General features: G+C 67.4%; 9 protein-coding genes. 3 read left to right on the top strand and 6 right to left on the bottom strand.

Annotated elements, in window-relative coordinates:
- The 3 genes from AB4Y42_RS30900 to AB4Y42_RS30910 all read right to left on the bottom strand — a co-directional run bounded on the left by AB4Y42_RS30900 (position 1) and on the right by AB4Y42_RS30910 (position 7,069).
- Positions 1–903 carry a transglutaminase N-terminal domain-containing protein gene (locus AB4Y42_RS30900; RefSeq protein WP_368689967.1) on the bottom strand — a complete coding sequence of 301 codons (903 nt, stop codon included), beginning with the start codon at positions 901–903 and terminating at the stop codon, positions 1–3.
- Complete coding sequence (locus tag AB4Y42_RS30905) at positions 900–3,533, bottom strand: circularly permuted type 2 ATP-grasp protein (RefSeq protein WP_368696279.1); 2,634 nt, start codon at positions 3,531–3,533, stop codon at positions 900–902. The genes AB4Y42_RS30900 and AB4Y42_RS30905 overlap by 4 nt, the downstream gene beginning before the upstream one ends.
- Before the next feature lie 77 nt (positions 3,534–3,610).
- Entirely contained in the window at positions 3,611–7,069 is a 3,459-nt protein-coding gene (locus AB4Y42_RS30910) for a DUF2126 domain-containing protein (RefSeq protein ID WP_368696280.1), read from the bottom strand.
- A gap of 173 nt (positions 7,070–7,242) precedes the next feature.
- Here AB4Y42_RS30910 and AB4Y42_RS30915 point away from each other — a divergent pair, with 173 nt between their 5' ends.
- The gene (locus AB4Y42_RS30915) at positions 7,243–8,316 is read left to right on the top strand and encodes a putative zinc-binding metallopeptidase (RefSeq protein ID WP_368696281.1); all 1,074 of its coding nucleotides are present in this window, start codon (positions 7,243–7,245) and stop codon (positions 8,314–8,316) included.
- Positions 8,317–8,353: 37 nt separating this feature from the next.
- Here the strand turns inward: AB4Y42_RS30915 and AB4Y42_RS30920 are convergent, their stop codons facing one another.
- Together AB4Y42_RS30920 and AB4Y42_RS30925 are read right to left on the bottom strand one after the other, a co-directional pair.
- On the bottom strand, positions 8,354–9,802 hold the full coding sequence (locus tag AB4Y42_RS30920) for a circularly permuted type 2 ATP-grasp protein (protein ID WP_368696321.1): 1,449 nt from the start codon (positions 9,800–9,802) through the stop codon (positions 8,354–8,356).
- 168 nt (positions 9,803–9,970) lie between these two features.
- Positions 9,971–10,630: a glutathione S-transferase family protein gene (locus AB4Y42_RS30925; RefSeq protein ID WP_368689971.1), complete on the bottom strand. Its 660-nt coding sequence runs from the start codon at positions 10,628–10,630 to the stop codon at positions 9,971–9,973.
- A gap of 265 nt (positions 10,631–10,895) precedes the next feature.
- Here AB4Y42_RS30925 and AB4Y42_RS30930 point away from each other — a divergent pair, with 265 nt between their 5' ends.
- The gene (locus AB4Y42_RS30930; protein ID WP_368696282.1) at positions 10,896–12,236 is read left to right on the top strand and encodes a polyhydroxyalkanoate depolymerase; all 1,341 of its coding nucleotides are present in this window, start codon (positions 10,896–10,898) and stop codon (positions 12,234–12,236) included.
- A 19-nt stretch (positions 12,237–12,255) separates the two neighbouring features.
- Here the strand turns inward: AB4Y42_RS30930 and AB4Y42_RS30935 are convergent, their stop codons facing one another.
- Complete coding sequence (locus AB4Y42_RS30935; RefSeq protein WP_368696283.1) at positions 12,256–12,693, bottom strand: cupin domain-containing protein; 438 nt, start codon at positions 12,691–12,693, stop codon at positions 12,256–12,258.
- A gap of 206 nt (positions 12,694–12,899) precedes the next feature.
- Here AB4Y42_RS30935 and AB4Y42_RS30940 point away from each other — a divergent pair, with 206 nt between their 5' ends.
- On the top strand, positions 12,900–14,012 hold the full coding sequence (locus AB4Y42_RS30940; RefSeq protein ID WP_368696284.1) for a BMP family ABC transporter substrate-binding protein: 1,113 nt from the start codon (positions 12,900–12,902) through the stop codon (positions 14,010–14,012).
- Positions 14,013–14,036: the final 24 nt, after the last annotated feature.

The following is a 14,036-nucleotide window of genomic DNA, read 5'->3' on the forward strand; positions in this document are numbered from 1 at the left end:
TCATTCCGCGCTCACGTTGACCGCCACATCCACCTGATGCGCGCCGCCGCCAAGAATGACGCCGCGCAGGAGCGACACGTCGGTGTAGTCGCGGCCGATGGCGAGCGTCACGTGGCCCTGGTCGGCGAGCACGTCGTTGGTCGGATCGAGATCGATCCAGCCAGCAGGGGGGGCAGACGGCGCCGAAGGCACGTAGAGCGACACCCACGCATGCGAGGCGTCCGCGCCGATCATCGGTTGGGCGCCTTCAGGCGGGTCGTTGCGCAGATAGCCGCTCACGTAACGCACGGCGAGCCCGATCGAGCGCAGGCAGCCGATCATCACCTGGGCGAAGTCCTGACACACGCCGTGGCGCAGTTCGAAGGCGCGCGCGGCGGGGGTGTCGAACGACGTCGCCGAGGGGCGGTACGCGAAGTCCGCGTGGATGCGATGCATCAGGTCGATCGCGCCAGCCAGAACCGGGGCGGCGGGCGCGAAACTCTCCAGCGCGTAGGCACGCAATTCCGGCAGCAAGGCGATATTCGGCGAGGCGCAGCAGAATTCCGACTCCGCATGGAAGGCGCCGCCCGCCGTGTAGCGCAGCGTTCGCGCGATGTCTTCCCAGGCCGGCGTGCCGTCTGCGTCGAGCGTCGCGTAGCGCGGCGAGAGCAGCACGCTCGTTTCGCTCGTCATCTGCAAGTAGTCGTGCGGCGCGTCGAACGAGAAGTAGAGCACCTCGTTGCCGAAGGCGTCGCGGCGGCTCGTCTGATACGAGGGCGCGGGTTCGATACGCTCGCGGTGCGCGAGCACGCGCTGCCAGGGCAGGTCGAGCGGGCGGATGGTCGCGAGATGCTGCGCGGTCTCGACGAGCGTCGAATAACGGTAGGTCGTGCGGTGCGTGACCGCGAGGCGCGTGCCGTTCATGACCAGACCTGCGCGGCGAGCGGCGCGGCGTGGCTGAACCAGCGCGCGCTGATCTCGTTCGACATCGCGGCCATGCGCTCGGCGAGGCTGTCGCACAGTGCGGTGAGCGCGGGGTAGCGGCCGTCGTCGCCGGGCTCGCAGAGCGCCTCCAGCGTCGGCAGCGCCTCGACGGACGCGAGCTGCGAGGCGAACGGCTCGCGTTTCGGGCCGCGCGCCGCCTGGGCGATTTCGTCGAGCCGCGCGCGCAGCCGCGCATAGACGCCATAGAGCCCGCGCGGATTGGTCGGGTCGGTCACGATCACGTCGAGCAGGGCGGGCACTTCGAGTCGCCCCGGATACAGCGAGCGATACGTGAGCGTGCTGTCGAACAGTTGCAGCAGCACGTCGAAGCCCGCGGGCGTGGCGAGCGTGCGTTCGTGTGCGGCGATGCGGAGCATGGTGGCCAACGCAGCCACGCGTTCGATATGGCGCCCCGCGAACAGCAGGCGCCAGGCTTCGTCGCGAGTCATGCGGTCGCCCTGGCAGCCGCTCATGGCGCTCAACTGGGTGGCGAGCGCATCGAGTGCGCCCATCAGCGCCATGCGGTCGTACGGCGTGGGGCGCCTGAATTCGATCGCCGCGCCCTGACGCGCCGCCGCGGGCACGAGCGAAAGCGCGTGGAGCGCGTCGCGGAAGTCGTTGCGTGAGGCGAGCACGGTGCGCCAGTGATCGTTCGACAGCCGGCCGCGAATCTCGCCGCACGCGTACGCCTGGCTCGCGAGCGTGCGGCCGATGCCCGTTGCGCCCGCATTCTCGTGCAGATTGGCCACGAGCACGCGCTCGAAGTCGTCGAGGCTGCGCCGGGCTTCGCTGACCGTGGCGGGCACGAGCCCGTTGGCGGCGGCCAGTTCGATGAAGGTGCCGAACAGCTCTTCGGCGTCGCTGCCTTCGAGCGAGCCGAGAATCAGCCGGCACAGGCGCACGCCGTTTTCGGCGCGTTCGCCATAACGCCCCGCCCAGAACAGGTTCTCCGCCGAGCGGCTCGGCACGCGGCGGCGCTCGCGGCGCAGCTCGCCGGGCTTGATCGGGCTCGGCAGGAGCGTGAAGGTCGAACCGGGCTGGCTCGACAGGACCCAGGTATCCACGCTGCTGCCGCCCATCTGCATCGATACGGATTCCTGATGTTCGGCCGCGAGGCGCGTGAAGCCGCCGGGCAGCACGCGCCAGCCGCATTCCTGGTCGGCGATCGCGTAGACGCGCAGCCCGGCAGGCCGCGCGCCGAGCATGCCCGCGCCGGTTTCATAGCGCGGCGTATAGCTGTAGCACAGCGGCTGCTGGACCGTGAAGGCGTCGGGCAGCTGCTCGATGCGCTCGCGCCAGTCGGCGAGCGTTTGCATGCCGGCGGCGAGTCCGGGCGGCGCGGACGGCGCGTTCGCCGCGCCCGGCCACGTCGGCACGAGCAGCGCCTCGGGGACCTGCGCGAGCGCATCGCGCCAGGCCGCGTCTTCGCCGCACCACCAGGTCGCGATGCCCGGCAGCGCCAGCTCCTCGCCGAGCAGCGCCTGCGCGATGCCGGGCATGAAGCCGTGCAGCGCGGGCGATTCGACGAAGCCCGCGCCGGGCACGTTCGAGACCATCACGTTGCCCGCGCGCATGACCTGCAGCAGGCCCGGCACGCCGATGGTCGAGTCGGCGCGAAGCTCGACCGGGTCGCAGAAGGTGTCGTCGAGGCGGCGCAGCACGGCGTGCACGCGCTCCAGCCCGTCGAGCGTTTTCAGGTACAGCATGTCGTCGCGCACCGTGAGGTCCTTGCCCTCGACGAGCGTGAGGCCGAGGTAGCGCGCGAGGAACACGTGCTCGAAGTAAGTCTCGCTGAACGGCCCCGGCGTGAGCAGCACGATATGCGCGGACGCGCCGCTCACGCTGCGCTCGTCGGCGCTCATGATCGCGCGCGCCGCGGCGGCGAGCGTGGCGACGAGCTGCGAGTAGGACGGCGCGAGCCGGTGCACCCGCATGGTGCGAAACGGCTCGGCGAAGAGGCTCGAGACGATGAGCCGGTTTTCCAGCAGATAGCCGAGTCCCGAGGGCGCTTCCGTGCGGTGCGAGACGACGGTCCACAGGCCTTCGGGCGAGCGCGCGAGGTCGAGCGCGACGATCTGCAGATACTGGCGGGCGGGCGGCACGAAGCCTTTCACCGCGCGCAGATAGCCCGGGTGGCCGAACACCAGTGCGGGCGGCAGCAGCCCGCGCGCGAGCAGGGTTTGCGGCCCGTAGATATCGGCGACGATCTCGTTGAGCAGGCGTGCGCGCTGCGCAGCGCCGCGCTCGATCTGCGCCCATTCGGCTTCGTCGATGATGAACGGCAGCACGTCGAGCGCCCACGGCCGCGGTCCGCCCGCGTCCGCGTAGACGTTATAGGTGATGTCGTTCTCTCGCACCTGGCGCGCGACCGACGCGGCCGCGCCGTCGAATCCCGCCACGCCCGGCTTGCCGAGCAGCCCGAAGAACTGCCGCCACGGCTCGCGCAGCTCGCCTTCCGCCGTTTGCAGTTCGTCCCAGTGTCCGGCGCGCACCGGCAGCGTGCGCAGCGGCGCGCTCGCCGGCTCGTCGCTGGCGGAGGAATCGAACGGCAGGGTGGATTGGGTGGGCAAGATCGTGGGTCGTGGCAGCGCGCCTCGTTCATGAGGCGCGCCTTCGGTTAGGGCTCTTGACGGGTTATCGGCCGCAATCAGCCGCGGCGTAGATCCAGTGTGAACGGAAATTCGAGGCTGCGCTCGGGCGGCGCCACGTCCACGGGTCCCGGCGTGTGGCCGGTCGTGAAGAAGCGCGCGCGCCGCCGGCTTTCGGCCTCGTAGGCGTTGACCGGAAACGTCTGATAATTGCGGCCGCCCGGATGCGCAACATGATACTGGCATCCGCCGATCGCACGCGCGCTCCAGCTGTCGACGATATCGATCGTGAGCGGCGCGTGCACGCCGATGGTGGGATGCAGCGACGCCGCCTGCTGCCACGCGCGAAAGCGCACGCCCGCCACGCTCTCGCTCACGCGCCCGGTGGGCTGCAGCGGCAGCGCGCGGCCGTTCACGGTGACGACGTGGCGGCTTTCGTTGATGCCGAGCACGCGCACTTCGAGCCGCTCCACCGACGAATCGACATAGCGCACCGTCGCGCCGGCCCCGCCTTCTTCGCCCATCACGTGCCACGGTTCGAGCCCATGGCGCACCGAGAGCGCGATGCCGCTCGTGTGCAGCTCGCCGACCAGCGGGAAGCGGAATTCGAAGTGCGGCGCGAACCAGGCGGGATCGAGCGCGAATCCCGCCGCGGACGTTTCGGCGAGCACGTCGTCGAAATCCATCTGCACGAAGGTCGAGAGCATGAAGCGGTCGTGCAGCTCGGTGCCCCAGCGCGTGAGGCGCTGCGTGTACGGCGTCTTCCAGAAGCGCGCGACGAGCGCGCGCAGCAGCAGTTGCTGCGCGAGGCTCATGCGCGCGTGCGGCGGCATTTCGAAGCCGCGCAGCTCGAGCAGGCCGAGTCGGCCGGTCGGGCCGTCGGGCGAGTAGAGCTTGTCGATGCAGAACTCGGCGCGATGCGTGTTGCCGGTCACGTCGATGAGGATGTTGCGCAGCGTGCGGTCGATCAGCCAGGGCGGCACGCGCGGTCCGTTGTCGAAGGGGCTGCCGAAGCCGCGCAGCAGATCGACCTGACGCTGGATCTCGGCGAACGCGACTTCCAGTTCGTAGACCTGATCGTTGCGCGCTTCGTCCACGCGCGGCGCCTGGCTCGTCGGCCCGATGAAGAGGCCCGAAAACAGGTACGACAGCGACGGATGGTTGTGCCAGTAGGCCACGAGGCTAGCGAGCAGGTCGGGGCGGCGCAGGAACGGGCTGTCGGCGGGCGTGGCGCCGCCGAGCACGAGGTGATTGCCGCCGCCAGTGCCGGTGTGGCGGCCGTCGAGCATGAACTTCTCGGTGGAGAGCAGCGTTTCGTGCGCGGCCTGATAGAGGAATTCGGTGCGCTCGACCAGTTCGTCCCAGTTCGACGACGGGTGGATGTTCACCTCGATCACGCCGGGGTCGGGCGTGACCTGGAGCATTTTCAGGCGCGGGTCGCGCGGCGGCGGATAGCCTTCGATCACGACGGGCAGCGCCAGCTCGGCAGCGGTGGCTTCGACGGCGGCCAGCAGGTCGAGGTAATCGTCGAGTTCGGCGAGCGGCGGCATGAAGACATGAAGCTGGCCTTGCGCGCGGCCGAAGGCGGCGGCTTCGGCTTTCGGCCCGGCGGCGCGCGCGGGGTCGCGTGCTTCGACGCACAGTGCGGTGCGGTGCGTCCAGGCGGCGGATTCGCCGCGCTCGGGGTAGCGGTTTGTTTCGGGTCCGTTCGCGCCCCCCGCGCTTCCCGCGTTTTCTTCGCGCCGCAACGACGCGGCAGCATCGAATCCCGCCTCGTACTGCATGCGCAACTCGGCCGCGCTGCGCAGCGGCGCAGGCGCGGCGAACGGATCGCGCGCGTGCTGCCACGGGTAGTCGCCCGCCGCGATCCACGGCAGCGAATCGAGCGGCAGACGGTAGCCCATCGGCGAGTCGCCGGGAATCAGGTACATGCGATCGTCGCGGAAGAACCACGGGCCGCTCACCCAGCGCGGGCCCTGCAGGGCGGGTTGTGCCGCAGGCGGCTCGCCGCGCTCGCACGCGAGCGGCAGCACGTAGCCGGTCACGGTGTCGAGGCCCGCATCGAACACGCGGCGCAGCCGCATGCGCTCCAGCTCGTCGTCGAGACGCGAGTCGAACGGATCGACGTTCACGGGCAGGCGGCGCTCGCGCCACAGGTAATACCAGGTGTCCTCGTAGCCGGGCTGCACGTGTTGTGGATCGACCGCGAGCTTCGCCGCGAGGTGTTCGATGAAGCGCTGGGCGTCCGCCGCGGTGTGGTGGGTCGGCGAGCGCTCGTCGGCGAAGAGCGCGGGATCGCGCCAGCAGGGCTCGCCGTCCGCGCGCCAGAAAAGCGAAAGCGCCCAGCGCGGCAGCTGCTCGCCTGGATACCACTTGCCCTGGCCGATATGCAGAAAGCCCAGCGCGCCGTAGTGCGCGCGCAGCTTGTCCATCAGCGCGATGGCGTAGCGGCGCTTGGTCGGGCCGAGCGCATCGGTGTTCCATTCGGGCGCGTCGCGGTCGCCCGCCGCCACGAAGGTCGGCTCGCCGCCCATCGTGAGCCGCACGTCCTGGCCGGCGAGCGCGGTGTCCACCTGGACTCCCATCGCGTGCATATCGGCCCATTGCGCTTCGGTGTAGGGCTTCGTCACGCGCGGCGTTTCGAGCACGCGCGAGATCGACATTGCATGCGAAAACTCGACTTCGCATTCGTCGAGCGCGCCCGAGATCGGCGCGGCGCTGCCGGGCTCCGGCGTGCATGCCACCGGAATATGGCCTTCGCCCGCGAGCAGGCCCGAGGTCGGATCGAGCCCGATCCAGCCCGCGCCCGGCAGATAGACCTCGCACCAGGCGTGCAGGTCGGTGAAGTCGGCCTCGGCGCCGCGCGGGCCGTCGATCGCCTTGACGTCGGGCGTGAGCTGCAGCAGATAGCCCGACACGAAGCGCGCCGCGAGCCCGAGCTGACGCAGCGTCTGCACGAGCAGCCAGCCCGTGTCGCGGCACGAGCCGGAGCCTTTCTCCAGCGTTTCCTCGGGCGTCTGCACGCCCGGCTCCATGCGGATCAGGTAGCCGATCTCGCGTTGCAGGCGCTGGTTCAGCTCGACGAGGAAGTCGATCGTCACGCGCGGCGTGCGATCGATCGTCTCGACGAACGCGGCAAAGCGCGGTGTCGGCTCGCTGTGCGCCAGATAAGGCGCAAGCTCCGCGGCCAGCTCGGGCGCGTACGCGAACGGAAAGCGCTCGGCGCTCGGTTCGAGAAAGAAGTCGAACGGGTTGTAGACCGCCATTTCCGCGACCAGATCGATCGTGACGCGGAACTCGCGCGTCGGCTCGGGAAACGCGAGCCGCGCCTGATAGTTGGCGAACGGGTCCTGCTGCCAGTTGACGAAGTGACCGGCGGGCTCCACGCGCATCGAGTACGAGAGGATGGGCGTGCGGCAGTGCGGCGCGGGGCGCAGGCGCACCACGTGAGGCGCGAGATGCACGAGCCGGTCATAGCGATACTGCGTGACATGGTTTAACGCGACACGGATGGACACATCCGACTCCTCGATCGACATGGATGGAACGGCGGAAAAGGCGCAGCGCGCAGCGCGCCTATGATGCGCATGGCGCGAGTGCAGGATGTGACAGCGGCGGCCACGCGAGTGCGAGGCACGCGGCGTGCTGCGCGAGGCACAGCGAAGCGCGCGGCCATCACAGGAATGCGGCGATGAAGACCTTTCACTGCGATCACTGCAGTCAGCTGGTGTTTTTCGAAAACGAGCGCTGCGAGCGGTGCGAGTCGCGCCTGGGCTACGTGCCGCAGACGGGCGAGATGCACGCATTCGAGGATGCGGGCGAGGGGCGCTGGCGCAGCCTGAATGCGCAGGCAAACGGTGCGCTCTTTCGCCAGTGCCACAACTACGCGGTCGAAAACGTCTGCAACGGCATGATCCCGGCCGACTGCGACGACACGCTGTGCCGCGCCTGCCAGTTCACGCGCACGATTCCCGACCTCTCGCGGCCCGAAAACCGCCTGTACTGGTATCGCCTCGAGACGGCCAAGCGGCGCCTGCTCTACACGCTGGGGGCGCTCGGCCTGCCGCTCGTCACGCGCGCCGAAGACCCGGAACACGGCCTGCAATTCGAATTTCTCGAAGAGACGGGCGACGGCCAGCGCATCATGACGGGCCACGATCACGGGCTCATCACGATGAACATCGCCGAGGCCGACGACGCGCATCGCGAGCGCACGCGCATTTCGCTGCACGAGCCGTATCGCACCTTGCTGGGGCATTTCCGTCACGAGGTCGGCCACTACTATTTCGACCGTCTCGTCGCGCAGGAGCCGACGGGGCGTTGGCTCGAACCGTTTCGCCGCCGCTTCGGCGACGAGCGCGCCGACTATGCCGCCGCGCTCGCCGCGCACTACGCCGACGGCCCCGCGCCCGACTGGGCCGAGCGCCACGTGAGCGCGTATGCGTCCGTGCATCCGTGGGAGGACTGGGCCGAGACGTGGGCGCATTACCTGCATATCGCCGATACGCTCGATACGGCCACGGCCTGCGGCCTCGCACTGCTGCCCGACAGCCCGGACGAGCCCACGCTGGTCGACCAGACGCCGGTGGACGAGGCGAGCTTCGACAGCCTGCTGGCGCGCTGGTTTCCGCTCACCTATGCGCTCAACAGCCTGAACCGCAGCCTCGGCATGCCCGACGGCTATCCGTTCGCACTGGCTTCGCCCGTCATCGACAAGTTGCGCTTCGTTCATCGCGTGATCTCGGCTTCGTCTTCGCGGCCGTGAACGCCCACGCGCCGCGCGAGTTCGTTGCTGCGCGGGCTCAGCGCTCCAGCACCCAGGTGTCCTTCGTGCCGCCGCCCTGCGAGGAATTGACCACGAGCGAGCCCTCGCGCAGCGCCACGCGCGTAAGCCCGCCCGGCACCATGCGCACTTCCTTGCCCGAGAGCACGAACGGACGCAGGTCGATGTGGCGCGGCGCGACGCCCGATTCGACCCACGTCGGGCAGGTGGAAAGCGAGAGCGTGGGCTGCGCGATGTACTTGTCCGGGTTCGCGACGAGCGCGGCGCGAAACGCTTCGATCTCGGTGCGCGTGGCAGCGGGACCGATCAGCATGCCGTAGCCGCCCGCGCCGTGCGTTTCCTTCACGACCAGCTCCGGCAGATGGTCGAGCACGTAGCGCAGGTCGTCGGCCTTGCGGCACATCCACGTGGGCACGTTCTTGAGCAGCGGTTCCTCGCCCAGATAGAAGCGCACCATGTCGGGCACGTAGGGGTAGATCGACTTGTCGTCGGCCACGCCCGTGCCTACCGCGTTGCACAGCGTCACGTTGCCCTTGCGGTAGACGTTCATGAGGCCCGCCGCGCCGAGCGCCGAGTCGGAGCGGAAGACGAGCGGGTCGAGAAAGTCGTCGTCCACGCGCCGGTAGATCACGTCCACGCGCTGCCGGCCCTGCGTGGTGCGCATATAGAGGTGATCGTTCTCGACGAACAGGTCCTGGCCTTCCACGAGCTCGACGCCCATTTGCTGCGCGAGGAACGCGTGCTCGAAGTAGGCCGAGTTGTACATGCCCGGCGTGAGCAGCACGACCGTCGGATTGTCGGTGCCGGACGGCGCGGCGGCACGCAGCGTGTCGAGCAGCAGGTCGGGGTAGTGCGCAACCGGCGCCACGCGATTGCGCACGAACAGATCGGGAAAGAGCCGCATCATCATCTTGCGGTTTTCCAGCATGTACGAGACGCCGGAGGGCACGCGCAGATTGTCTTCCAGCACGTAGAACTCGCCCTCGCCGGCGCGCACGATATCGATGCCCGCGATATGCGCGTAGATGTCGTGCGCGACGTGCACGCCCTGCATCTCGGGGCGGTACTGCGCGTTACGCAGGATCTGGTCGGCGGGCACGATGCCGCGCTTGACGATTTCCTGCTCGTGATAGATGTCGTGGATGAAGCGGTTGAGCGCGTTCACGCGCTGGCGCAGGCCGCGCTCGAGCGTGTTCCACTCATGGCGCTGGAAGATGCGCGGGATCACGTCGAACGGAATCGTGCGCTCGGTGCCCGCACCCGATACGTCCTTTTCGCCATAAACGGCGAAGGTGATGCCCACGCGCCGGAAGATGGCATCGGCTTCGGTGCGCTTCTTGAGCATCTGCTGCTCGCTCTGGCTGCGCATCCAGGCGAAGAATTCGCGGTAGTGGGCGCGCGGCTCGCCGGCCTGCGCAAACGCCGTGGCGGCGAGACCGCGAACGTCGAAATCCCCGTACTCGAACATCTCGTTGAAGGCTGTTGGCTTCATGTGCGTTTTTTCCGTTCGCTGCCTTTTTGCGCGCGATTGTTCGTGTTTGTTCGTGCCGGGCTGCATTGGGGCAATGCAACTTCCATGCCGATGCCTGGCCTGCGAGCGCAAGCCCTCATGCCCGATGTTGGTGCGCGGCGACGCTCAGAACTCCATATCGAGTTCGTCGATGTCCTCGGTTTCCGACTGGGCCGCCGCGATCCATTCGGCGACGTAAGGCTGCTTGAGCACGCGCATGCAGTAGTCGCCGATGTCGGGGTCGATCGGCACGTCATAGGTGAGCAGGCGCGTGACGACGGGCGCGTACATCGCATCCGCCGCCCCGATCTCGCCAAAGAGCCACGGGCCGCCATATTTCTGCAGGCATTCGCGCCAGATAGTCACGATGCGCGCGATATCGTCCTGCGCGCGCGACCAGACGCGAAAGTTCGGAAAGTGACCGCGCAGGTTCATCGGCAGCGCGGAGCGCAGCGCGCTGAAGCCCGAATGCATTTCCCCGCACACCGAGCGGCAGTGCGCTCGCGCCGTGCGGTCCGCGGGCAACAGCCGCGCCTGCGACTGGATCTCGTTGAGATATTCGCAGATCGCGAGCGTGTCCCAGACCGCGATGCCGTCGTGGCGCAGGCAGGGCACGAGAATCGAAGGCGAGAGCAGCAGCAGTTCGGCACGCGTGGCCGCGTCGTCGAGCGGCACCGTCACCGTGTCGAATTCGAGTCCGGCGAGTCTGGCGAGCAGCCAGCCGCGCATGGACCACGACGAATAATTCCGGCTGCTGATCGTCAGGGTCGTATTCGTCTGACTCATGGAGAGCTCCTGAACGGTGAGGCCATGACGGCAAACGGTGCGACGCGCAGAGAGCCGCATGCACCGAATGCGCGCATCGGTCCCGCATGCACCGCTCGCGCCGATTCGACGCACTACATTGCGGCATGCAGGAAGGCGCAACCGCCACTTTGTGCGAAGCGCCCGCGCGCCTGGCCGTGCAGGTGCAAGCACTGTGCCAATGAACGCTTCTGGCATACGTATTGCCTGCTTCGCTTCGCGTTCAAAACGATCGAGAGTTGCGCTCATGAACCTGCTCGCCTATCTGGCTTACCAGACTTTCGCGGACTTGACGAGGTTCGGGCGCGCCAGCGCGTCGTTCTCGCGCGCGGCGCTCGCGGCGTGGCCCGCGCTCGCGTGCGGATTCGACGCGCGCTATCTCGACGCCTGGTGGGAGCAGATCGAGCTAGCCGGGCTCTCGCACGCGCGGCCGCCGTTCGAAATCGATGGGGTGGAGGTGGATGGCGTGCACACGCCGGTGACGGAAGCCGTCGTCAAGCACACGCCGTTCGCCTCGCTGCTGCACTTTCGCAAGGACGTCGCCACGCCGCAGCCGCGCGTGCTGCTCGTCGCGCCGATGTCGGGGCACTTCGCGACCCTGCTGCGCGGGACCGTGCGCACCATGCTCGCCGACCACGACGTCTATATCACCGACTGGCACAACCCGCGCGACGTGCCCTTGTCGGCGGGGCGCTTCGGCTTCGACGAATACGTCGAGCACGTCATGTCCTTCATCCGGCGGATCGGCCCGGATGCGCATCTGGTGGCGATCTGCCAGCCCACGGTCGCGGCGCTCGCGGCCGTAGCGTTGATGGCCGCCGACAACGATCCCGCGCAGCCCGCGAGCATGACGCTGATGGCGGGACCGATCGATTGCCGCGTGAATCCCACCAGGGTCAACGATCTCGCCAACAGCAAGCCGATCACGTGGTTCGAGCGCAATCTCATCAGCGCGGTGCCAGGCGGTTTTCCCGGCGCGCAGCGTCGCGTGTATCCGGGCTTCGTGCAGCTCAGCGCGTTCATGTCGATGAACCTCGAGCGTCATCTCGCTTCGTTCGAGGAGATGCGCCACGAGCGGGCGAAGGGCGACCCCACGAGGGCGGATGCGCTCAACGTGTTCTACCGCGAGTACTTCGCCACCTCCGATCTCACCGCGGAGTTCTACCTGGAAACGGTCAGGTCGGTGTTTCAGGAATACGCCCTGCCGTTGGGCAAGCTCAAGGTAGGCGAGCGCCTCGTGGAGCCGCATGCGATTCGCCGCACCGCACTGCTCACGATCGAAGGCGAGAAGGACGATATCTGCGCGGTCGGCCAGACCGTGGCCGCCCATGACCTGTGCCGGGGGCTGCGCCCTTATATGAAGACACATCACGTCCAGACGGGCGTGGGTCACTACGGCGTCTTCAATGGCCGCCGCTGGGACACGCAGATCTATCCGCTCGTGCGCTCGACCATTCACGACCACGAGCCGCGCGCGCGGCGCATCGCGGCGCCGGAGGCGATGGGCGACGATCGGGTGACCCTGCGCGCGCTGCTCGATGCCGATGCGCATGCGGCAACGGCCATCAGCCGCGCCGCCGCAACATAGCCCACCCAGGGCGGCCGCCTCAGATTGCGGGGCTCGCCTGCCAGGGCGTCGGCGTGGGCACGGCGCAGGGCGCTTCCACATCGATCGACTTGAAGTCGGCGGGGCTCACGATTTCGAGGTACTCCATGTCGGGCGAGTAATCGAACAGGTAATGGGCGATGCCCGGCGCCTGATGCACGCAGTCGCCCGCTTCGACGAGCGTTTCCTTGTCGCCGTACATGAAGCGCGCCCAGCCCTTGAGCATGATGACGATATGAAACTCTGCCTCATGCCGGTGCCAGCCCGTGCCCAGTTCCGGCGCAAGATTTGCCCTGACGAGTTGCGCGACCACCTTGCCATGCGTGGCTTTGGCGATGCCCAGGTCGCGATAGACAAAGAAGTCGCGCAGCCCGCCGCCCGTGAACGAAGTGTCCTGCGGCTTGACGTGCGAAAAATCGGTGGCGAGTGCGGTTTGCATGACAAGTCTCCCGGGCGCAAAGGTTGGAGGGGCAACGGGTTCGGCAAGCACGACGCGTTCCAGCGTGAAGCCATCGGCGATAGCGTGCTCCAACGACGCAATGAGCGTTATATCGATTCCGTTATTCATCACATAATGAATCGAAATATCGGCCTCAATTTTGACTGACCAGTATCTGACTTTCCATTCCCTGTTACGGAGACCTCATGGCAACAAGATTCGCTCGCGCGTCGGTGCGCTCGCTGCGCCTCGTGGCTACGCTGTTCGCCGCGCTCGGCGTCTGGGTTGCGTCGAGCCCTACCGCCATCGCTGCGGCCCCGATGGGCGTCGCGTTCGTCTACCTCGGCAACCCCGGCGACGCAGGCTGGACCTACGCGCACGAACAGGGCGTGAAGGCGATCGAAGCGAAGTTCGGCGACAAGATCAAGGTTACGCGCGTGGAGAACGTGCCCGAATCCGCCGACTCGGAGCGCGTGTTTCGCGATCTCGCGAGCAAGGGCAACAAGATCATCGTGGGCTCGAGCTTCGGTTTTCAGGACTTCGAACTGAAGACCGCAAAGGATTATCCCGACGTCGTCTTCGAGCATGCAACCGGATACAAAAAGGCCGCGAACTTCGCGACCTATGACGTGCGCACGTACCAGAGCGCGTACCTGGCCGGTCTCGTCGGCGGCTATACGACGAAGACGAATACGCTCGGCTTCGTCGCCTCGGTGCCGGTGCCTGAAGTGGTGCGCAACATCAATGCTTTCACGATGGGCGCGCGTTCGGTCAATCCGAATGCGAAGGTCAAGGTCATCTGGATCAATAGCTGGTTCGATCCGGGCAAAGAGAAACAGGCCGCCGAAACGCTGATCGGCCAGGGCGCGGACGTGCTGATCCAGAACACCGACTCGACGGCGACGATGCAGACGGCCGAGCAGAAGAAAGTGCATGCGTTCGGTTGGGACTCCGATATGAAGCAGTTCGGCCCGAATGCCCAACTGGGGGCTTGCGTGAGTTACTGGGGCGTGTATTACTCTCACCTGATCGATCAGGTGCAAGCGGGCACGTGGACCAACACGCCGACGTGGTGGGGCCTCAAGGAAAAAGCCATCGACCTCGCCGATATCAACACCACAACCGTCTCGCCTGCCGCGCAAAAGGCGCTTGCGCAAAAGCGCGACGACATCATCGCCGGCAAATTCGATCCGTTCGCGGGGCCCATCAAGGATCAGAGCGGCGCGATCAAGGTGGCGGCGGGCACATCGCTGCCCGACGCCGAGTTACTGCGGCTGAACTGGTTCGTGCAGGGCGTAGACGGCGCATTGCCGAAATGAAATTGCCCACAAGGAGGAGACAAG

This window comes from Paraburkholderia sp. EG286B (genome assembly GCF_040965655.1).
Classification (GTDB): domain Bacteria; phylum Pseudomonadota; class Gammaproteobacteria; order Burkholderiales; family Burkholderiaceae; genus Paraburkholderia.

Coding starts and splice junctions, on each gene's coding strand:
- AB4Y42_RS30915 (WP_368696281.1), top strand. CDS start 7,243: ATGAAGACCTTTCACTGCGATCACTGCAGTCAGCTGGTGTTTTTCGAA.
- AB4Y42_RS30900 (WP_368689967.1), bottom strand. CDS start 903: ATGAACGGCACGCGCCTCGCGGTCACGCACCGCACGACCTACCGTTAT.
- AB4Y42_RS30935 (WP_368696283.1), bottom strand. CDS start 12,693: ATGCAAACCGCACTCGCCACCGATTTTTCGCACGTCAAGCCGCAGGAC.
- AB4Y42_RS30925 (WP_368689971.1), bottom strand. CDS start 10,630: ATGAGTCAGACGAATACGACCCTGACGATCAGCAGCCGGAATTATTCG.
- AB4Y42_RS30940 (WP_368696284.1), top strand. CDS start 12,900: ATGGCAACAAGATTCGCTCGCGCGTCGGTGCGCTCGCTGCGCCTCGTG.
- AB4Y42_RS30930 (WP_368696282.1), top strand. CDS start 10,896: ATGAACCTGCTCGCCTATCTGGCTTACCAGACTTTCGCGGACTTGACG.
- AB4Y42_RS30920 (WP_368696321.1), bottom strand. CDS start 9,802: ATGTTCGAGTACGGGGATTTCGACGTTCGCGGTCTCGCCGCCACGGCG.